The sequence below is a fragment of the Mesorhizobium sp. BR1-1-13 genome (genome assembly GCF_020165515.1).
GTDB lineage: Bacteria > Pseudomonadota > Alphaproteobacteria > Rhizobiales > Rhizobiaceae > Mesorhizobium.
The window spans coordinates 140,049-159,039 of the sequence record NZ_JAIUIH010000008.1 but is presented as its reverse complement, the minus strand read 5'-3'; the positions used below and the strand labels follow the sequence as shown (position 1 = coordinate 159,039).

18 protein-coding genes are annotated in these 18,991 nt (G+C 64.4%); 8 read left to right on the top strand and 10 right to left on the bottom strand.

Translation table 11 applies throughout. The features are described 5' to 3' along the window. Nucleotides 1–256 precede the first annotated feature (256 nt). Both LB533_RS19475 and LB533_RS19470 read left to right on the top strand, forming a co-directional pair. Nucleotides 257–1,894, top strand: a complete 1,638-nt coding sequence (locus tag LB533_RS19475; protein ID WP_224677949.1) for a sensor histidine kinase — start codon at nt 257–259, stop codon at nt 1,892–1,894. Nucleotides 1,895–1,908: 14 nt separating this feature from the next. Continuing rightward, nucleotides 1,909–2,544 (top strand): response regulator, encoded by a 636-nt coding sequence (locus tag LB533_RS19470; protein WP_263487612.1) that lies wholly within the window; start codon nt 1,909–1,911, stop codon nt 2,542–2,544. Nucleotides 2,545–2,867: 323 nt separating this feature from the next. On the opposite strand, the gene LB533_RS19465 is transcribed toward LB533_RS19470, so the two are convergent. From LB533_RS19465 to LB533_RS19450, 4 genes are read right to left on the bottom strand one after another with little or no spacing between them, the layout of a single operon-like run. Next, the gene (locus LB533_RS19465; protein ID WP_224677948.1) at nt 2,868–3,113 is read right to left on the bottom strand and encodes a MoaD/ThiS family protein; all 246 of its coding nucleotides are present in this window, start codon (nt 3,111–3,113) and stop codon (nt 2,868–2,870) included. Beyond that, the gene (locus LB533_RS19460; RefSeq protein ID WP_224677947.1) at nt 3,113–5,377 is read right to left on the bottom strand and encodes a xanthine dehydrogenase family protein molybdopterin-binding subunit; all 2,265 of its coding nucleotides are present in this window, start codon (nt 5,375–5,377) and stop codon (nt 3,113–3,115) included. Before LB533_RS19460 ends, LB533_RS19465 begins: the two co-directional genes overlap by 1 nt. Nucleotides 5,378–5,379: 2 nt before the next feature. Then, a complete protein-coding gene (locus LB533_RS19455; RefSeq protein WP_140521372.1) occupies nt 5,380–5,856 on the bottom strand; it encodes a (2Fe-2S)-binding protein in 477 nt (158 codons plus the stop codon). Beyond that, nucleotides 5,856–6,716: an FAD binding domain-containing protein gene (locus tag LB533_RS19450; protein ID WP_224677946.1), complete on the bottom strand. Its 861-nt coding sequence runs from the start codon at nt 6,714–6,716 to the stop codon at nt 5,856–5,858. Before LB533_RS19450 ends, LB533_RS19455 begins: the two co-directional genes overlap by 1 nt. A gap of 54 nt (nt 6,717–6,770) precedes the next feature. On the opposite strand from LB533_RS19450, the gene LB533_RS19445 reads away from it, so the two are divergent. The 5 genes from LB533_RS19445 (at nt 6,771) to LB533_RS19425 (ending at nt 11,573) form a co-directional block, all read left to right on the top strand. Further along, nucleotides 6,771–6,953, top strand: a complete 183-nt coding sequence (locus tag LB533_RS19445) for a hypothetical protein (RefSeq protein ID WP_224677945.1) — start codon at nt 6,771–6,773, stop codon at nt 6,951–6,953. Between the two features lie 11 nt (nt 6,954–6,964). Continuing rightward, complete coding sequence (locus tag LB533_RS19440; protein ID WP_140641970.1) at nt 6,965–7,408, top strand: SRPBCC family protein; 444 nt, start codon at nt 6,965–6,967, stop codon at nt 7,406–7,408. A gap of 99 nt (nt 7,409–7,507) precedes the next feature. Next, entirely contained in the window at nt 7,508–8,656 is a 1,149-nt protein-coding gene (locus tag LB533_RS19435; RefSeq protein ID WP_224677944.1) for an amidohydrolase, read from the top strand. Between the two features lie 399 nt (nt 8,657–9,055). Continuing rightward, a complete protein-coding gene (locus LB533_RS19430) occupies nt 9,056–11,083 on the top strand; it encodes an amidase (protein ID WP_224677943.1) in 2,028 nt (675 codons plus the stop codon). Between the two features lie 70 nt (nt 11,084–11,153). Beyond that, nucleotides 11,154–11,573: a VOC family protein gene (locus LB533_RS19425; RefSeq protein ID WP_224677942.1), complete on the top strand. Its 420-nt coding sequence runs from the start codon at nt 11,154–11,156 to the stop codon at nt 11,571–11,573. A 22-nt stretch (nt 11,574–11,595) separates the two neighbouring features. Here LB533_RS19425 and LB533_RS19420 read toward each other — a convergent pair whose 3' ends face one another. Then, the gene (locus tag LB533_RS19420; protein ID WP_224677941.1) at nt 11,596–12,243 is read right to left on the bottom strand and encodes a ThuA domain-containing protein; all 648 of its coding nucleotides are present in this window, start codon (nt 12,241–12,243) and stop codon (nt 11,596–11,598) included. A 52-nt stretch (nt 12,244–12,295) separates the two neighbouring features. Continuing rightward, on the bottom strand, nt 12,296–13,318 hold the full coding sequence (locus tag LB533_RS19415; RefSeq protein WP_224677940.1) for an LLM class flavin-dependent oxidoreductase: 1,023 nt from the start codon (nt 13,316–13,318) through the stop codon (nt 12,296–12,298). Between the two features lie 122 nt (nt 13,319–13,440). Here LB533_RS19415 and LB533_RS19410 point away from each other — a divergent pair, with 122 nt between their 5' ends. Then, nucleotides 13,441–14,538 carry a CaiB/BaiF CoA transferase family protein gene (locus tag LB533_RS19410; protein ID WP_224677939.1) on the top strand — a complete coding sequence of 366 codons (1,098 nt, stop codon included), beginning with the start codon at nt 13,441–13,443 and terminating at the stop codon, nt 14,536–14,538. 124 nt (nt 14,539–14,662) lie between these two features. On the opposite strand, the gene LB533_RS19405 is transcribed toward LB533_RS19410, so the two are convergent. The 4 genes from LB533_RS19405 to LB533_RS19390 all read right to left on the bottom strand — a co-directional run bounded on the left by LB533_RS19405 (nt 14,663) and on the right by LB533_RS19390 (nt 18,982). Beyond that, nucleotides 14,663–14,938, bottom strand: coding sequence for a hypothetical protein (locus LB533_RS19405; RefSeq protein WP_140517323.1), 276 nt, complete (start codon nt 14,936–14,938; stop codon nt 14,663–14,665). A gap of 164 nt (nt 14,939–15,102) precedes the next feature. After that, entirely contained in the window at nt 15,103–16,599 is a 1,497-nt protein-coding gene (locus LB533_RS19400; RefSeq protein ID WP_224677938.1) for an aldehyde dehydrogenase family protein, read from the bottom strand. A gap of 128 nt (nt 16,600–16,727) precedes the next feature. After that, nucleotides 16,728–17,990 (bottom strand): D-tagatose-bisphosphate aldolase, class II, non-catalytic subunit, encoded by a 1,263-nt coding sequence (locus LB533_RS19395; RefSeq protein ID WP_140641954.1) that lies wholly within the window; start codon nt 17,988–17,990, stop codon nt 16,728–16,730. Continuing rightward, complete coding sequence (locus tag LB533_RS19390) at nt 17,987–18,982, bottom strand: sugar kinase (RefSeq protein ID WP_140641952.1); 996 nt, start codon at nt 18,980–18,982, stop codon at nt 17,987–17,989. The genes LB533_RS19395 and LB533_RS19390 overlap by 4 nt, the downstream gene beginning before the upstream one ends. Nucleotides 18,983–18,991: the final 9 nt, after the last annotated feature.

Sequence of the window (18,991 nt, the reverse complement as noted above, 5' to 3'; positions counted from 1 at the left end):
TGGCGATGAGAGGCAGCGGCGTTACCAGCCAACTATCGAAGGGAAGCGGCCGAACAGCTCTGTGGGGACATCGGACATGTTGTGGCGCGAACGGCCGAGTTATTCTGTAGGACACACCGTTCAGAGCGCCTTGGCATATGTTGGCAAGTTGCTCCCGCAAAACTTCTCAAGCAGAGAGAATGTTGTTGTCGGCCAAAGGACGTGGATCAACACCTTTCGCGCTCGCTCCGATAGGGTTATCGCAGCCGGCCGCGTCATGCTGGCAATCGGCAGTCTTTATATCGCATGGCTGGACGCGACCCACCCACCACGTTCGACGGAGCTCATATTCGCGCTTCTCCTTGCCTATCTCTGCTACGCCGTCCTCGCTGCTATTGTTATCTGGAGAAGCGAGATCGCGCGCGTAAGTGGGACGATGATACGGCACGCAATCGACGTCGTCGCGATCATCGTTTTCATGTCCCTGACAGACGGTGCCTCGAGCCCATTCTTCATGTTCATGCCTTTCACGCTTCTGGCGGCCACATTGCATTGGCGGTGGCAAGGTGCGCTGTGGACTTCTCTGATCTTGGTTGGAGTTTTGCTCGCTCTGGTTGCGACCGACACCACCATAATCATTGATCTCGACCACGACAGCACTACGGATGTGTCTCGACTCTTATTCATGCTGGTCACGGCCATCCTGTTGATCTGGTTGGGCGCCCACCAAGAGGCAGTCCGTACCGAATTGCTGCGGCTGGTCGAGAAGGCGCCCGTCATACCAGCTGGCGGCGACTGGCCAGCAAGCGCAGCGCTGGATTACGTCGCTCATGTGATGAGGGTGCCGCGCGCGTTGCTGTTGTGGAGTGATGCCGAAGAGCCGTGGACCTATGCCGCGTTTTGGATAAACGGCGAGTCATCCGTGAAACGATTGCCGCCGAGCGCATATTTCCCATGGACTGCGGAGCGCCTCGTCCGCGCAAGCTTTTTGATCAGCGATGCCGGGCGCGGCCGTGGGGTGCTGGTTCATCAAGGGGAGGGTCGCTTCGAGCGTTGGCAGGAGGAAGGCGCGCCTCTTTGCGCCGCCCTTGTCCTCGACCACGCCATTACCAGTGCGATTTCGGTGCCATTCCAGGTGGACGATCTCGAGGCACGCCTCTTCGTGCTGGACCCTCCAGCCCTGACGCTCGATGATGTGGCCGTTGCGGAAATCGTCGCCGATCGCATAAGGGCGCTCTTCGTGCAGGCGATGCTGGTCCGCCAGTTGAGCGACGCGGCCGCCGTTGAGGAACGGATAAAGATCGGGCGCGATCTTCACGACGGTGTCTTGCAGTCACTCGCAGGCACAGTTCTGCAGCTACAGGCCCTGCGGTTTCAAGATACTGCAAAAATGGACCAGCGCCTGGCTGCGATTCAATCGATGCTGATGGAGGAGCAACGCGAGCTACGCGCCTTCATCCGTGCGCTCGAGCCGGGGCACGAGCACAATATGTCGGGCAATTCCCAACTCGCGGTCCAGTTTGCGGCCCTCGCAGAACGACTTCAAAAACAATGGTCGATCGATTTTCGTTTCACGCTGACCCCTGGCGATCTGCAGCTTCCCGCGACGATGATCTACGAGCTCACACGAATGGCTTCGGAGGCAACTGCCAATGCCGTGCGACACGGTGCAGCGCGCACAATTAAGGCAAGCCTGCGGCTGGATGAATCGACGATCACACTAATGATCGATGACGACGGAGCCGGGTTTGGTTTTGACCGCCGGCTCGAGCATGCCGATCTGGAGACGGACCAGCTGGGACCGCGCAGTCTGCGCCAACGGGCCGGGGCCTGCGGTGGATACTTGTCCATCGACAAATTCGCCGAATGGACGCGGGTCGTCATCAGCTTGCCAGTAGCAGGAGCCATTTCATGATCACCCGTATTGTCATGGTCGACGACCACTTGATTGTCTTGGACGGGCTGCGTCGGTTGATCGAAACGCAGCCCGATTTGCATGTCGTTGCCACCTGCACCAGTGCGCGAGGTGCGCTTGAGGTTATAGCGGCCGAGCCGGTCGACATCGTGCTTCTCGATCTCAAGATGCCCGAAATGAGCGGGCTCGAATTCGTTCGTCATGTCCGCACTAATCACCCGGAGCTAACTGTCGTCGTTTTGACGGCCGATCTTAGCGACGAGGACTTCGCGGAAGCATCGCGCCACGGCATCAAAGGCATCGTGATGAAGGAGCAGGCGCCGGTCGTCCTGTTCGACTGTATTCGGGCGGTCGTTGCCGGCAACAGCTATTTCATGGACAGCAGCTTAAATGCCGCTTTCTTTCGGATCCGTGAGCGCGAGAACGAGCGCGATAGGGTTCTGCGCTTGTTGACGCCGCGCGAGGCGGAAGTTTCACGCCTTGCGGCTCTCGGTTTGCGTTCCAGGGAAATCGGCCAGACGCTTGGCATATCGCCTGGCACCGTCAAGCTTCATCTGCACAGCATCTACAACAAGCTCGACATAGCGACACGAGTCGAGCTCGCCAATCTGTCCCGGAAGCTCGAACTTGGTGTTGATCGCCACCCTTGATCCGATCGGCGAATGTATTTTTTTGAGCCGAATGTGATATCGCCCCAGAACCTTCCGATCCGGCTTTCCCCGGTCGGAAGCGCACCGGTTGCAAAGTGGGTTGCTCCGCGTCGGGGGTGAAGAGGCCGGAGCTTCCCATGTCCTCTAACGGCCCGCGAGCTGCCATTCAGACCTCCGCCTACAAAGTCGCCTTGGGTCACGGCACGACCATACTCGCACCGATCTTAAGGTCCGCAATTGAAGATCCGAGACCCGAAACTGCCAATCCGCAATCGGCCCTTAACAAGACGTTCGCACCTTCGGCCAAGCGATACCAATCCCCCTCACCCCCCAGCCAACCGCGGCAACAGGAAAATCTCCGCCCCCGGCGGCAGTTTCTTCCCCCACGTATCCCGATAAATCACCCCGTCGATCGCCACCGCAATCCCCCGGTCCATCAGTGGTTCAAGCCCGGGATACTGTTCAGCCAGTTTCCTGAACAGCTCCCTTATGTCCTTGGCCTCGACCTCGACCTTGCTCTGGCCTCCGGCGGTCGCAGCAAGCGCCCCCCAGAGCGTCACTTGCACCATCAGCCTTCCCGTTCCGCCTCGATTGCCGCCAGGATGCGCGGCGGCGACATCGGGATGTGGGTCATGCGCACGCCGGCGGCGTTGGACACCGCGTTGGCGATCGCCGCCAGCGGCGGCACGATCGAGGTTTCGCCGACGCCGCGCACGCCATAGGGGTGGTTGGGGTTGGGGATTTCCAGGATCTGCGTGTTGATCATCGGCAGGTCGGAGCAGACCGGGATGCGGTAGTCGAGGAAGCCGGCGTTCTGCAGCCGCCCGTCCTTGCCGTAAATATACTCCTCGTTGAGCGCCCAGCCGATGCCTTGCGCGGCACCCCCCTGGTACTGGCCCTCGACATAGGTCGGGTGCACCGCCTTGCCGGCATCCTGCACCACGGTGTAGCGGATCACCCTGGTCGAGCCGGTGTCGGGGTCGACCTCGACGTCGCAGATATGGGTGGCGAAAGAGACGCCGGCGCCGTCGGCGACGAGCTCGCTATGGCCGGCGATCGGCCCGCCGGTCTTGCCGGATTGCGCCGCGATCTCCTTCAGCGACAGCTTGCCGAGATTGCCGTGCTTCTCGCCCTTGGCCACCGCATGGCCCTGCTCCCAGACGACGTCGTCGACCGAGATGTCCCACATCTGCGCGGCGCGCTCGCGCAGCACCTTGATGGCGTTGCGGGCGGCCGAGATGGTCGCCATGGACGAAGAGAAGGTGCCGCGGCTGCCGTCGGTCATATCGTTATAGCCGAGGCTCGACGTGTCGGCGACCACCGCCTTGAGCTGGGCATAGTCGATGCCCAGCTCCTCCGCCGCCACCAGCGACAGCGAGGCGCGGGAACCACCAACGTCGACTGTTCCGACGGCGAGCGACACCGAGCCGTCCATGCCGATGTTCAAGTCGACGCAGGTCTGGCCGCCGAAATTGAACCAGAAGCCGCAGGCCATGCCGCGCCCCTGGTTTGCCTTGAGCGGCGCCTTCATATGCGCGTGGTTCTTCACCGCTTCCAGCGTCGGGCCGATGCCGATCGGGCCGTAGACCGGGCCGTAGGAGGAGCGCGTGCCCTCCTGGGCGGCGTTCCTGATGCGGAACTCGACCGGATCCATGCCGATCTCCTTGGCGAGTTCGTCGACCGCGCTTTCCACCGCGAAGGCCGCCATTGGCGCCGACGGCGCGCGGTAAGCGGCGGTCTTCGGCCGGTTGACCAGCACTTCGTAGCCGACGGTCTTGACGTTCTCCAGCCTGTAGCAGGCGAAGGCCGTCATGGCGCCGATCTCGGCCCAGGTGCCGGCATAGGGACCGCTGGTGTAGCGCAGCGTCGCTTCCGCGGCGGTGATCGTGCCGTCCTTGCGGGCGCCGATCTTGACGTCGATCGAGGTGGCGCTGGTCGGGCCCGAGGCGCGGAACACCTCGTCGCGGGTCATCACCAGCTTCACCGGGCGGCCGGCCTTGCGCGACAGAGCGAGCGCCACCGGCTCGGCCCAGACATGGGTCTTGCCGCCGAAGCCGCCGCCGATCTCGGAGGAGGTGACGCGCAGCTTCGAGGCTTCCATGCCGAGCAGCTGGGCGCAATGCTGGCGGTAGACGAAATGGCCTTGCGTGCAGACCCACAGGTCCGCCGTGCCGTCGGAGCTGACATTGGCCACGCAGGCATGCGGCTCGATATAGCCCTGGTGCGTCTGCTCGGTCTTGAAGGAGCGCTCGACGATGAAGTCGGCCTGCCCAAAGCCCTGATGGACGTCGCCATGGCCGAACTGGCTGCGCTTGGTGACGTTGGAGGGCTTGACCGGCTTTTCCTCCAGACCCTCGGTGAAGACGGTCTCGTTGATCAGCGGGGCGTGGTGCTGCATCGCCTCGTCGACATCTGTGACATGCGGCAGCACCTCGTAGTCGACCTCGATCAGCTTCAGCGCCTGCCTGGCGGTGCGGGCGTCGATCGCGGCGACCGCGGCCACTGCATGGCCGTCATAGAGCGCCTTGGTGCGCGCCATGCAATTGTCGAGGATGTCGTACATGGCGGCATCGCCATCGGTAAGGTCGGGCAGGTCGGCCGCGGTGATCACCGCCTTCACGCCGGCGAGCTTTTCCGCCTTCGAAGTGTCGATCTTCCTGATTTTGGCGTGCGCGTGCGGGCTGCGCAGCACACGCCCGACCAGCTGGCCGGCCATGTTGAAGTCGGCGCCGTAGCGGGCGCGGCCGGTCACCTTGTCGACGCCGTCGGGACGGATGGGACGCGTGCCGACCGAAGCGAAATTGCGATTGGAAAAACGCGGATCGAAATTCATCGTCAGGCTCCCTTCATCACGCTTGCCGCGTCCTGGACGGCGCGCACGATCTTGTCATAGCCGGTGCAGCGGCAGAGATTCCCGGCCAGGCCGAAGCGGATCTCCTCCTCGGTCGGGTCGGGGTTCTTGGCCAAAAGATCCTTCGCCGCGATCAGGAAACCCGGCGTGCAGACGCCGCATTGCAGCGCGGCGTGCTCAAGGAATTTCTGCTGGAGCGGATGCAATCGTTCGCCATGCGCCATGCCCTCGACGGTCTCCACGCGGCGCCCTTGCGCCTCCGCGCCCAGCACCAGGCACGAGCACACCAGCCGGTCGTCGAGGATGATGCTGCAGGCGCCGCAGTCGCCCGTGCCGCAGCCTTCCTTGGCTCCGGTCAGCCCTAGCCGGTCGCGCAGCACGTCGAGCAGCGTCTCGTCGGGCTGGCAGAGATACTCGACGCTGTCGCCGTTGATCGTGGTTGAAACTGCTACACCGGCCATCACTTGCCTCCTGCACGCTTGTAGGCTGACGTGGCGGCCCGCCTGGCCAGCACGCCTGCGACTTTCCGTCTGAATTCGATCGTGCCCCGCTTGTCGTCTATAGGCCGGCAGGCCCCGGAGCAGACCTTGGCGAGCCGCTCGAGGGCTGCTTCGTCCAGTTTCCTGCCGATGAGGGCCTCGGCGGCCTCCTGCACCAGAAGCACCGTGGGCGCGGCGGCGCCCAGCGCCACGCGCGCAGCCTTGACGACACCCTGCTCGTCGAGCGTCAGGTTCACGCCGGCGCTGACCACCGCGATATCCATCTCGGTGCGGGGAATGAACCTGAGATACGCGTCGCCCGAGCGCGGCGCTTGGCCGTCGAGAAGGATCGCCTCGATGATCTCGCCCTTGGCGAGCGACGTCTTGCCCGGTCCGGTCGGCACCGCCTCCACGGCGATGGTGCGCCGGCCCGCGGGCCCGACGATCACCGCTTTGGCGCCGGCCGCCACCAGCGCCGGCACGCTGTCGGCCGCCGGCGAGGCGTTGCACAGATTGCCAACGATGGTGCAACGCCCCTGCACCTGTTTCGAGCCGATCAGCTTGGCCGCCTCGACCACGCCGGGCCAGGCCTTCTTCAGGGCTGCGTTCTCTCCCAGCACCGCGCAGGGAACCGCCGCACCGATGCTGAAGCCGTCGGCCGTCTCCCTGATTTCGCTCAAGGCAGCGATCGCCTTGATGTCGACGATCAGTTCGGGTTCGATGAAGCCGCCCTTCATTCTCACCAGCAGGTCGCTGCCTCCGGCGAGAATGGCCGCCGTTCCGGCCGATCCGGCCAACTGGCCAACGGCATCTTCGATTGAAAGTGGACGTATGTAGCGCATCGTCTCCCCTTGGTCACAGCGATCTCAGCGACCGTTATAAACAGTCTCTTCATAATGGCTATCCGGTTCGTCATTTTCGACGATTGGGCCAGCCGCCGCAAAATCGAGTCCCAACCCGGGCTGAACTGGCGTAAGCCAGTCGCGCAGGCCGCGGCCGAGGCTCTGAAAAAATTCCAGGAGCCGGTGTCGGACTGGCCGGGCCCCGCTCGTCCTTGGGGCATCGAACAGGCATTATGAAAGGATATGATATGCCCGGCACCGTACGTTTGCACCGTGTTCTCACGACCAGCCCGGAAAAAATCTATCGCGCCTTCGTCGAGGCCGACGCGCTGGCGAAGTGGCTGCCGCCGAACGGCTTCACCTGCACGGTTCATCACTTCGAGGGCAAGGTGGGCGGCACGTTCAAGATGTCGTTCCGCAACTTCACCACCGGCGACAGCCATGCCTTCGGCGGCGAGTATCTCGAACTCGTTCCCGGTGAGCGCCTGCGCTACACCGACAGGTTCGACGATCCCAATCTGCCGGGCGAGATCCAGGTGACCGTCACCCTGAAAAAAGTGTCTGTCGGCACCGAGATCGACATCACCCAGGCCGGCATTCCCGACGTCATCCCGGTCGAGGCCTGCTATCTCGGCTGGCAGGAATCGCTCCGCAACCTGGCAAAGCTCGTCGAGCCCGAGATCAATCAATAGATCAAGACGGTGGCGGTTTCAGCCATTTGCCGCTAGCTATCGTTCCGACGCGCCCAGGCGACCGGGCGCGTCGTGAGCGATACAGCGGAGGCCAAAAGCATGACTCTCACCAACCGGGACATCGTTGAGCTGACCGAGTGGCGGCGCAAGCTGCACCAGCAGCCGGAAATATCGAACGAGGAGGAAAAGACAGCGAAAGCCGTCGTCGACTTCCTCGCCGATACGGGTCCCGACAAGGTGCTGACCGGATTGGGCGGACATGGTGTCGCAGCTGTCTACGACAGCGGCAAAAACGGACCAACCGTCCTGTTTCGTTCGGAACTCGACGCCTTGCCCATCGAAGAACTGTCCGGCGTGCCGCATGCCTCGCGCGTGCCGGGCAAGTCCCATATGTGCGGCCATGACGGACACACCGCGATCCTGGCGGCGCTCGGCCGCCAGTTGGGGCGCGAGCGGCCTGCAAGCGGTCGCGTCGTGCTGATGTTCCAGCCGGCGGAAGAAACCGGCAATGGCGCCGCCGGTGTCGTCGCCGATCCCCGCTTCGGTGAGATCGCGCCCGATTTCGCCTTTTCGCTGCACAATCTGCCCGGCGTGCCGTTCGGCGAGGTGCGGCTCAAGCCCGGCGTGGTCAACTGTGCCTCGCGCGGCATGCGCATCGTGCTGGAGGGCAAGACCGCACATTCCTCCATGCCCGAGACCGGAATTTCGCCGATGCCGGCGATCAGCCAATTGATGCCTGCCCTGCCCGCGCTCGGGCACGGAACTTTCGCCGACGACGATTTCGGCATGGTCACAGTCACCCATGCCGAGATGGGCGAGGCCGTGTTCGGCATCGCGCCGGCCCATGCCGAGGTCTGGGCGACGCTGCGCACCCGGCGCGACGAGCGCATGGCGGATTTGTGCGCCGCCGCGGAAGCGCTGGTCACGAAGATCGCGGGCCAGCATCGCCTGTCCGCAAGCTGGGACTATCACGAGATCTTCGTCGCCAGCATCAACGCGCCCGACGCGGTGGAGCATCTGCAACGCGCCCTCGACGAAGAGGGCGTCGCGCACACGCAAGAAGCCCTGCCGATGCGCGCCTCGGAGGATTTCGGCCTGTTCGGCCACAGTGCGACGTCGGCGATGTTCTTCCTGGGCGCCGGCGAGCGCCACCCTGCCCTGCACAATCCCGACTATGATTTCCCCGACGATCTGATCCCGATCGGGTCGAAGATCTTCATGCGCACGGCGCGCAATTTGCTGGGCTGAGATAGGCCGCGATCAGGCTTGTCCCGCGCCGCGATGCGTGATGGGGGTCCTTCAGTCCCGCGCTAACGCATCGCGGTCAGGTTGGTGACAAGGCCGGCCCTGACGATCAGTTCGGGCCGAGACGCAAGTTCGAGCTTTGCCGGGCCACCTTAAAAAAGCATCTGAGTGTGGAGCCACGACACCAGAGACGCAACTCCTCGTTGCCGGATCCGGACTTCACCATTCCAGAAGGCACCTGACGCGTCTTCTCGATTAGGTTGCATCGGGCAGCCGCTTTTTGCCGGTCAGGATATGCACCACGCCTGACCGCGCCAGGACCACCGTCAATCGCGATTGGCCCTTGCCGAAGCGGGCGGCCTAGCTCATCCATGCCTGAAAGCGACCGCCAGGGGCCAGAAGATGACCGATGCCAGGCTTCACATCGTCGAAGCGACAATCGAACAGTTGCGGAGCGCGCTTGAGGAGGGCCTCGTCACCAGCGTCGAACTGGTCGCGGCCTATCTCAGGCGCATCGCGCATTTCGACCGGCACGGCATCAGCCTCAACGCCGTCCCCATCCTCAACCCAGCCATGTTCGAGGAGGCCGCGGCTTCGGACCGGCGCCGCAGCCAGGGCAAGACGCTCGGCCCGCTCGATGGCATCCCCTACACCGCCAAGGACAGCTACAAGGTATCTGGCTTGACTGTCGCCGCCGGCTCGCCGGCCTTCGAGCATCTCATCGCCAACGAAGACGCCTTCACCGTCGCCCGGCTGCGCGCCGGCGGGGCGGTGCTGATCGGCCTCACCAACATGCCGCCCATGGCCAATGGCGGCATGCAGCGCGGCGTCTATGGCCGCGCCGAAAGCCCTTACAATGCCGATTACCTGACTGCCGCCTTCGCGTCCGGCTCCTCGAACGGCTCGGGCACCGCGACGGCGGCGAGCTTCTGCGCCTTCGGGCTTGGCGAGGAGACCTGGTCGTCCGGCCGTGCGCCCGCCACCAACAATGCGCTGGTCGCCTACACACCGTCGCGCGGCGTCATTTCGGTGCGCGGCAACTGGCCGCTGGTGCCGACCATGGATGTGGTCGTGCCGCACACGCGCAGCGTGCCCGACATGCTCGAACTGCTGGACGTCATCGTCGCCGACGATCCCGAGACGCGAGGCGATTTCTGGCGCGCCCAGCCTTGGGTCGCCCTGCCGAAGAGTTCCGAAATCCGGCCGCCGCGCTACACCGATCTGACACTTGCGGGGTCACTGCAAGGCATGCGGCTTGGCGTGCCCAGAATGTATATCGGCCGCGACAGCGGCGCCGACCGGCCGATCGAAACCCGCGCCTCGGTGCTTGATCTCTGGGAGCAGGCGGCGGCGGACCTCAGACGGCTTGGAGCAGAAGTGGTCGAGGTCGATTTTCCCCTCGTCTCCAACTATGAGCGCGATCGCCCCGGCGCGCACACCATGGTCGAGCGGGCTCTGGTGCCGCGGGACTTCGCCGACCGCGAAATCTGGGATCTCTGCATCTGGGGCTGGGATGACTTCTTACGCGCGAACGCCGACCCGAACATCCCCGATCTCGCTTCGGTCGACGGTCCGAAGATTTTTCCGCAGCCACCGGGCACGCTGCCCGACCGTTATGAAGGCGGTTTCGACCTGGCGGAGTATGTCGAGCGCGCGAAATCCGGCGTCACGCCGTTCCGGGACATTCCGACGATGGAGGACGGGCTGAAAGGGCTGGAAACGACGCGGCGGCTCGATTTCGAAGACTGGCTGGACGCCAACAGGCTTGATGCCGTCGTGCTGCCCGCAGTCGCCGATGTCGGGCCGGCCGATGCCGACATCAACGAGGCCTCCGCCGCGCTCGCCTGGCGCAACGGCACCTGGGTCGCCAACGGCAACCTGGTGTGGCGGCATTTCGGCATCCCGACCGTCACCGTGCCGATGGGCACCATGGCCGATATCGGCATGCCGGTCGGCCTGACCTTCGCCGGCAAGGCCTATGACGATGTGAGGCTGCTGCGCATGGCCGGCGACTTCGAACGCTCCACGCAGCGCCGCACGCGCCCGCCACGCACGCCGGAACTCGCCGATGATGTGTTTTCTAGCCGGTCCGCCCAAGCCGGCAATGGCAATGCGCCTGCGCTCGCAATCAAGCTAGCGGCCGAGGCGCGCGGCACCGGCGATCAGGACGAGATCGTCATCACGCTCGACCTCCCCGTCGACGCAACCGAGACGGAGCGCGCCAGCATCAAGGTGCACGTCAACGGCGAGGCGGTCGGGATGCGGCGAGCCGGCGCGCGTCTGACCGGCCGGGCGTTTGTCCCGACCGCAGAGCGTCAACGGATCCACAGCGTTTGGCGCGGCCCTTACGGCTCGATCGTCACGGCGGTGATGCGGCTGCGGGATGGACGCAGCGCCGGCGCCTATGTGGTCACCGGCGGGATTGGATGACGATGAGCCCGCGCGGGCCAATTTCGCGCCGGGCTCGCTATGTGAACCGGCGAATTATGGGGAGCCAGCCATGATCAAAGTCAAACAACTCGCCCATGTCTGCATCTTCGCCAACGATCTGGACGAGACACGGCGCTTCTATGAGGAGGTCCTCGGCATGGACATCCAGTTCAACTTCCTGCGCGACGGAAAGATTTTCGGTTTCTACCTTAATTGCGGCGGCCGCAGCCATATCGAGGTTTTTCACAAAGAGGGCGCGCGGTTCGGTGAGACGAACCAGATCAACCATTTCTGCCTGGAGGTGAAGGATATCGACGCCGCGACCGCGCATATTGCGTCCAGGGGTGTGGAGGTCACCGCGAAAAAACTCGCCTGCGACGACACATATCAGGCCTGGCTGCGCGATCCCAACGGTGTGAAGATCGAACTGTTCGAATACACCGGCAAGAGCGCGCAATTCACCGGCGGCGACCGCGTCGCCGATTGGTAGGCTGTCGCGGTTTCAGTGGGCATTAGCCACGCGCGGCCCACAGCAAACCACGCTCGACGATGACAGCCATTTCCGGCACCGCGAACTCATCCGCCGTGTGTCCGAGCGAGCTGTAGAAGACCTTGCCGGCGCCATATCTTCGCTTCCAGACAACCGGCATGTCGACGCCGCCAATGCCCGGGAAATGCTCGTCGGTGAAGGTGGTCGTCGCCAGCACCTCGTTGCTCGGGTCGACATGCATGTAATACTGCTCCGACCGATAGGCGAAGTCGCTGATGCCTCTCGTGATCGGATCGTCCGGTTTGGTGATGACCACGCGATAGTCGATGATATCGCCGGGATGCGCGACCCATTGGCCGCCGGTCATGAACTGATAGTCGGGCTCGTTGCGGAAACTGTCGCCCATCGTGCCGTGGAAACCGCCGAGTCCCGTTCCCTGTCGAACCGCGCGCGTCAGATTCTGCAGCTCGGACTTTTCGATCTTCGACATGGTGATGACGGGCACGATGAGGTCGAATGAGTTCAGCTCCGGATCGGCAAACATCCCCGTGCCCTCGCCGAGCGTGACCGTGTATCCATTGCGCTCCAGCATGTCGCGCACCACAATGGCGCTGCGCTGGGGCGTATGGCCTTCCCACCCACCCCAGGCAATCAAGGCCTTCTTCGCCATGCAGTGAACCTCCTGAACTGTCCGCAGCAGCGATGGTTACACGGCTAGGCTGTCAGCGCCAACCCAGCGCCGGCGCGACATGGGTCAGGATCGCCTCGATGACATGGGCGTTGTAGTCGACGCCGAGTTGGTTGGGCACGGTGAGCAGCAGCGTGTCGGCCTCGGCGATCGCCTCGTCCTGCGCCAGCTCCTTGATCAGCACGTCAGGCTCGGCGGCATAGCTACGCCCGAAGATCGCCCGCGTGTTCTCCTCGATGAAGCCGATCTGGTCGCGGCTTTCATTGCCGCGGCCGAAATAGGCGCGGTCGCGGTCGTCGACCAGCGCGAAAATGCTGCGGCTGACCGAGACGCGCGGTTCGCGTTCATGGCCGGCCGCCTTCCAGGCCTCGCGATAGATCCGGATCTGCTCGGCCTGCTGGATGTGGAAGGGCTTGCCGCTTTCATCGAATTTGAGGGTCGAGCTCTGCAAATTCATGCCCAGCTTCGCCGCCCACTCCGAAGTGGCGTTGGTGGCGGCACCCCACCAGATGCGCTCGCGCAGGCCTTCAGAATGCGGCTCCAGGCGCAGCAAGCCGGGCGGGTTGGGAAACATCGGCCGCGGATTGGGCTGGGCGAAGCCCTCGCCGCGCAGCGTCTCGAGGAAGACCTCGGCGTGATGCCGCGCCATGTCGGCGTCGCTTTTGCCTTCCTGCGGCGCGTAGCCGAAATAGCGCCAGCCATCGATGACCTGTTCGGGCGAGCCCCGGCTGATGCCGAGCTGCAAGCGTCCGCCGGCGATGATGTCGGCCGCGCCCGCATCCTCGGCCATGTAGAGCGGATTCTCGTAGCGCATGTCGATGACCGCCGTGCCGATCTCGATGCGGCTGGTCTTGGCGCCGACCGCCGCCAGAAGCGGAAATGGCGAGGCGAGCTGTCGGGCAAAATGGTGGACGCGGAAATACGCGCCGTCAGCGCCGAGTTGCTCGGCCGCGACGGCGAGATCAATGGATTGCAACAGCGCGTCCGACGCCGAGCGCACCTGTGATTGCGACGAGGGCGTCCAGTGCCCGAATGACAGGAAACCGATTTTTTTCATGGCCCTGACGTATATACCGGCGACACGTGCTTCAATGCCAAAAGAGCAGGGTTACACACCGTCGCCCCTGCGTGACACCAAAAGTGCGCCTTACCGAAAGTTTGAATGCCGTGGAGGGTGGGATGCTCAGGGGAATCCGCATCGTCGAGATCGAGGCGCTGGGGCCGGCGCCCTTTGCCGGCATGCTGCTCGCCGATCTCGGCGCCGATGTGATCGTCGTCCACCGCAAGCATGCATGCGTGCCGGGCCTTCCCGAGCGCTCGCTGCTCGATCGCGGCAAGCGCTCTATCGCGCTCGACCTCAGGGATGCCGAGGACGTTGCCGTGGTGATGCGCCTGATCGCCTCCGCCGACGGCCTGATCGAGGGCTTCCGGCCGGGCGTGATGGAGCGTCTCGGGCTTGGTCCAGATGTGTGTCTGGCCGCCTGCCCTCGCCTGGCCTATGGCCGCATGACCGGCTGGGGGCAGGAAGGCCCGCTCGCCCGCACCGCCGGCCACGACATGAACTATACCGGCGTGTCGGGCGCACTCTGGTATGCCTCCCTGCCGGGCGAGCCGCCAATGGCGCCGCCGACGCTGGTCGGCGACATAGGCGGCGGCGCGCTCTATCTGGTGGTCGGCATGCTGGCCGCCATCATGAACGCCCGCGCAGGTGGTGAAGGCACGGTCGTCGACGCGGCGATCGTCGACGGTTCGGCCCATATGATGAACCTGTTGATGTCGCTCGCACCATCCGGCGCGCTTGCCGCCGAGCGTGGCCGGAGCCTTCTGGACGGACCGCATTGGTGCCGCGTGTACCGTACGTCAGATGGCGGCTTCATCAGCGTCCATTGCGTCGAGCCGAAATTCTATGCGCTGTTCCTCGACAGGCTTGGCCTGGGCGGCGATCCGCAGTTCGCCGCTCAGTTCGACCGCGGCCTCTGGCCTGAGCTCGGCAGCCGGCTGGAAGCGATCTTTGCCGAAAAATCCCGAGACGAGTGGATGAAATTGTTCGAAGGAACGGATGCCTGCGTCGGGCCTGTGCTCAGCCCGCAGGAGGCGGCGCTGCATCCGCACATGGCCGCACGCGGCTCCTGGTTGACGGTGGACGGCGCCCTTCAGGCGGCCGCCGCCCCGCGTTTCTCCGGAAGAACGGAGCGGACACCGGCGAAAAGCCCTGCACGCGGCGAACACGATGCGGAGATTCGCGCCGAACTGGCGAATCCAGCCGCAACCTGTTGAAATCGAGCAGTTTTCACTGCTGAGTTCGCCATGATCCGGTTGCCGCGAATAGGCGGCGCTCGTTTGCGCCCGCATGGCTCGCGTGTTTGGAAGACCTGATGCGACGATCGCCAAGGTCCGCCGCCTACTTTCCGCAATGGTGGTCGTTGATCTTGTTCAACGCATTCGCATCCGGCCCCACCCGGTGGTAGGAGCAGGCGCCGGCGGCTGTCGTGACAAGCTGCCGGTCATAGTAGCGTGGGCCGCCGAACAGTATGTCGATAATATCGCCGTCAGCGGGAACATAGCGTTCGGGTTCGCCCTGGTGGTGGCGGTGCCTGGCCCCGGCGGACGCCGAAGAGACGATGCCGCAGCCCATTACAAGGGCAAGAGCGCAGATTGCAAAGCGTTTCGTCGTCATCGACAACACCTTCCTGGCCAACCGGATTTCATCTTATATCCAAAAATCGCCGGATAAAGAAAAGTTCCTGAGAACGGGCGCCGGTTGATTTGCAGCCGGCGTGCATGAGCGGCAGCCTGAGAACCGGCGGCGCAAGCCGGCTCGCCTGAAAACCGCCAAAAGCCTTAGTCGGTTTGGATCCACACCGACTTGGTCTCCAGATATTCGTGCAGATGCTCAACGCCGCCCTCCCGACCGTAGCCCGACATTTTCATGCCGCCGAACGGCACGGCGGGGTCGATGGCGCGGTACATGTTGACCCAGACGGAACCCGCCTTGACCCGGCGGGCGAGCTTGTGCGCCGTGCCGAGATGGGTGGTGAAAATGCCGGCGGCCAGCCCATAGGGCGTCGCATTGGCGCGGACGACGGCTTCGTCGAGCGTGTCGAACGGCATCGCGGAAATGACCGGTCCAAAAATCTCCTCACGCGCTATGGTCATCGTGTCGGACACCGCGCCGAAGACGGTCGGAGCGATGAAATTGCCGCCGTCATAGAGGTCGCCGGTCAGCCGCGATCCGCCGGCGACCAGTTCCGCGCCCTCCTCGCTGCCGGCCTTGATGTAACCCTCGACCTTGCCGGCCTGCCTCGCATTGATGAGCGGCCCTATTTCGGTTTCGGCTTCGATGCCGTGGCCGATGCGCAACCTGCCGGCGAAATCGGCGAGCCGGCGCACGAACTCGTCATGGATTTCGCGTGCCACGAACAGCCGCGAACCGGCGATGCAGACCTGGCCCGAATGCACGAAGACGGCCATCGCCGCGATCGGAACGGCCTTATCGATATCGGCGTCGCGGCACACGATGAGCGGCGACTTGCCGCCGAGTTCCAATGAAACGCGCTTGAGATTGGCAACACCCGCCCGAGCGATGACCTGGCCGGTGAGCGTCGAGCCGGTGAAGACGATCTTGTTGACGTCGGGATGTTCGGCAAGCCGCGCGCCGGCTTCGGCTCCGGTTCCGGTGACGACGTTGACGACGCCCTCGGGAACGCCCGCTTCCTGCATCAGCCGCGCGATCAAAAGCGGCGTCAGCGATGCATCCTCGGAAGGTTTCAGCACGATGGTGCAGCCCGCAGCGAGCGCCGGCGCGATCTTCCAGATCGAGGCGGCGGTCGGCGCGTTCCAGGGAATGATGGCGCCGACCACGCCCACCGGTTCGCGCCGGGTGAAGGTGACGATCTCGCCCGGGATCGAATTGTCGATTAATTCGCCATGCAGCGCGGTCGCCATCCCGGCATAGAAGCGCAGCATGCCGATGACGCGGCGCCGGTTGGCGAGCGTGCGCGTGATCGGCAGCCCCATGTCGAGCGTGTCGGAGACACAGAGCTCTTCCCAGTTCTTCTCGAACAGATCGGCGATCCTGAGCAGCACGCATTGGCGCTCATAGGGTGAGAATTTGGACCACGGGCCTTCGAAAGCGATGCGCGCGGCGGCCACCGCCGCATCGATGTCGGCGATGCCTCCGCGCGGCACCGTCGCCAGCACTTCGCCCGTCGCCGGGTTGAGCGCCTGCATCTCCCGCCCGGACTGCGCCGCGACCCACTTGCCGCCGATGAACATCGGCCGGAATTCGCCCTTGTAGAGCGTCCTGGCCTTCGCCCTTGGGTCGAAGTTCAGCGTCATCTCTTCCTCCTCGGCACTGCCTCGCGACTATTATCCCGGCGCGGGCACGGCTCAAGCAAGCAAAGTCGACATGTCGTCGAAAGGATCGGACTGCCAAGCCCGTTGCCCGCTCCCGGATGTCGGCCGTCTCAACCGCCGCAGGCGAAACGGTAGCCTTCGAGCGCGCTCTGAACCGCTGCAACCAGGACCGCCTCCGGATCGAGCGGCTTTCCGGCAAAGCGGTCGAGTGCGGGCAGATGCTGATGGAACAGCGTCGCCGGCACGGCCTTGCCCGACAAAGCGGTCATCAATTGCTGGACAGCGTCCATCGCGTCCGGATGGTTCCAGTAGTAACGTATGCGGTCCGACAGTGAATAGTGCCGTTGCACGCGCTGTTGCGCTGCCGAGCCGTGGTAGTGGCTGTGCCAGTCCTTGGCATCGGCGGTCATCAGCGCCTCCATGGTCTGATAAAGCGGGCGCGCGCCATGGTCGGGCAACAGGTCGGAGGCCATCAGATCCAGCCCGTAGAGCGCTTCGCGCAGGACGAAGGTCAGCTGCGGCCCCACCTTGAGGATGGCAAAGCCGTCCTCGACCAGTTCGCGCAGGGCCGCTTGCGTCTGATAGTCGGTGGAATGGGCCTCGTAGACCAGGCCCGCTTCCTGTTCGAGCAAGTCGCGCAGATGCTGCGCCTTGGCGCGATCGTAGAAGACCACGTTCTCGTTGCCGAACTCCACGCCCGGCTGCACGACCACGGCGATGACCCGCGAAAAGGCGTCGGCGAGGCCGTTCTCGTGGAAGACCTGCCGATGCACCGCCAATGTGTGCCGGACCGCGGACAGGCTTGTGGGGCTGATTTCGCCGATGAGATGATCCGCTCCGCCCGGCGGCGGAACCTCGGTGCCGATCACGTAGAGCGGCCGGTCGGTCCCGCTGGCGGCGTCCTCGGCCTTGCGGGCCAGGCGCGCGGCGCGCCTGGCAATCGTAGCATCATCCAGCGCCGCCGGCTCGCCCGCACATCCCATGGAGGCATCGAGATGGATTTTGCGGAAACCGGCCCGGACATAGGCGGACACCATGTCCTCGGCCTTCGCCATCGCCGCGCCGGCATCTTCCTTTCGCCATGGATTGGGACCGAGATGATCCCCGCCGAAGATGACCCGCTCGGGCGCAAGGCCTTCGGAGCCGGCAATAGCAGTCACCGCCGCGACGAAGTCGGCGGGCTGCATGCCGGTATAGCCGCCGAACTGGTTGACCTGGTTGCAGGTTGCCTCGATCAGCAGCGGCCGGGAGAACAGCGCGGCGTCGCGCACTGCGGCCCGTATCACGACTGGATGGGACGAGCAGACGGAGGTGATGCCTTCCGCCGCCCCCTGACGCCGGGAATTTGCAAGTTTCAGCAATGGATCAGTCACGGGCGTCGCCTCGGCGTGTTGGCAATGAACAGATCGAGTTCGGCGCGCGTGCCGGCTCCCTCCATCGGGCCTTGCCGCGTGACGTTGCGCGCCCCTGCCGCATTCGCGTAATCGAGCGCTGTCACGGCAGGCATGCCGAGCCTGCGGCAGGCGATGTAGGCGCCGCCAAAACAGTCGCCCGCGCCGGTCGGATCGATCTCCTCGACCAGGAAGCCGGGCGACTCGACGCGGCTGCCGTCAGCGCCGAACAGGGACGCGCCCAGAGCGCCGCGCTTGACGACGACCTCGCCGGCGCCGCCGGCAAACAGCGAGACGAGCGCGTCGGCTTCATTGTCGTTGCCCGAGGCGGTGTGGAGTTCCTCGCCCGACGGCAGGATCAGATCGGCAATGTCGAGAAGCCGTGCGAAGCGCTCGCGCGTCTGGCCATGGCCGAGCAGTTCCTTGCGGAGGTTGGGATCGAGCGAGATGCTTCCGCCACGCCCCTTGACGGCATCGATGGCATAGTCGAGCACCTCCCAAATGGCGGGAATGCTGAGCGCGGTCCCCATGACGTGCAGATGGCCCGATCGCGCCAGCAGCGCCCTGGCCTCAGGGGTCAAGCCGACCAGCGCTGCGGCCGATTTGCCGATATTGTAGACGAAGTCGCGCGAACCGTCCTCGCGGTAGCGCACGAAGGCGCTGCCCGTCGGATAGTCTGGGCTGACGGCGATGGCCGAGACATCCGCACCGTCCCGGCGCAGGCGCTCGACATTGATCCTGCCGAAATCATCGTCGCCGACGCAGGCGATGATGCCGGCCCGCCCGCCGAGCCTGGCGCATTGGTCGATGAAGATCGCCGGCGCCCCGCTCGGATAGGGTCCGGTCAGCGCGATGGGCTGGAGGAAGCCGTCGCCACGGCTTTTGGCCATGATCTCCACCAAAATCTCGCCGACGGTGACTGTCGGCCCGAGTTCGTCCGGCGCAAGTGTCTTCAACGGAGGTTTGCCTGGCATCGAGAGGGT

Coding starts and splice junctions, on each gene's coding strand:
- LB533_RS19475 (WP_224677949.1), top strand. CDS start 257: ATGCTGGCAATCGGCAGTCTTTATATCGCATGGCTGGACGCGACCCAC.
- LB533_RS19470 (WP_263487612.1), top strand. CDS start 1,909: ATGGTCGACGACCACTTGATTGTCTTGGACGGGCTGCGTCGGTTGATC.
- LB533_RS19465 (WP_224677948.1), bottom strand. CDS start 3,113: ATGGTGCAAGTGACGCTCTGGGGGGCGCTTGCTGCGACCGCCGGAGGC.
- LB533_RS19460 (WP_224677947.1), bottom strand. CDS start 5,377: ATGAATTTCGATCCGCGTTTTTCCAATCGCAATTTCGCTTCGGTCGGC.
- LB533_RS19455 (WP_140521372.1), bottom strand. CDS start 5,856: ATGGCCGGTGTAGCAGTTTCAACCACGATCAACGGCGACAGCGTCGAG.
- LB533_RS19450 (WP_224677946.1), bottom strand. CDS start 6,716: ATGCGCTACATACGTCCACTTTCAATCGAAGATGCCGTTGGCCAGTTG.
- LB533_RS19445 (WP_224677945.1), top strand. CDS start 6,771: ATGGCTATCCGGTTCGTCATTTTCGACGATTGGGCCAGCCGCCGCAAA.
- LB533_RS19440 (WP_140641970.1), top strand. CDS start 6,965: ATGCCCGGCACCGTACGTTTGCACCGTGTTCTCACGACCAGCCCGGAA.
- LB533_RS19435 (WP_224677944.1), top strand. CDS start 7,508: ATGACTCTCACCAACCGGGACATCGTTGAGCTGACCGAGTGGCGGCGC.
- LB533_RS19430 (WP_224677943.1), top strand. CDS start 9,056: ATGACCGATGCCAGGCTTCACATCGTCGAAGCGACAATCGAACAGTTG.
- LB533_RS19425 (WP_224677942.1), top strand. CDS start 11,154: ATGATCAAAGTCAAACAACTCGCCCATGTCTGCATCTTCGCCAACGAT.
- LB533_RS19420 (WP_224677941.1), bottom strand. CDS start 12,243: ATGGCGAAGAAGGCCTTGATTGCCTGGGGTGGGTGGGAAGGCCATACG.
- LB533_RS19415 (WP_224677940.1), bottom strand. CDS start 13,318: ATGAAAAAAATCGGTTTCCTGTCATTCGGGCACTGGACGCCCTCGTCG.
- LB533_RS19410 (WP_224677939.1), top strand. CDS start 13,441: ATGCTCAGGGGAATCCGCATCGTCGAGATCGAGGCGCTGGGGCCGGCG.
- LB533_RS19405 (WP_140517323.1), bottom strand. CDS start 14,938: ATGACGACGAAACGCTTTGCAATCTGCGCTCTTGCCCTTGTAATGGGC.
- LB533_RS19400 (WP_224677938.1), bottom strand. CDS start 16,599: ATGACGCTGAACTTCGACCCAAGGGCGAAGGCCAGGACGCTCTACAAG.
- LB533_RS19390 (WP_140641952.1), bottom strand. CDS start 18,982: ATGCCAGGCAAACCTCCGTTGAAGACACTTGCGCCGGACGAACTCGGG.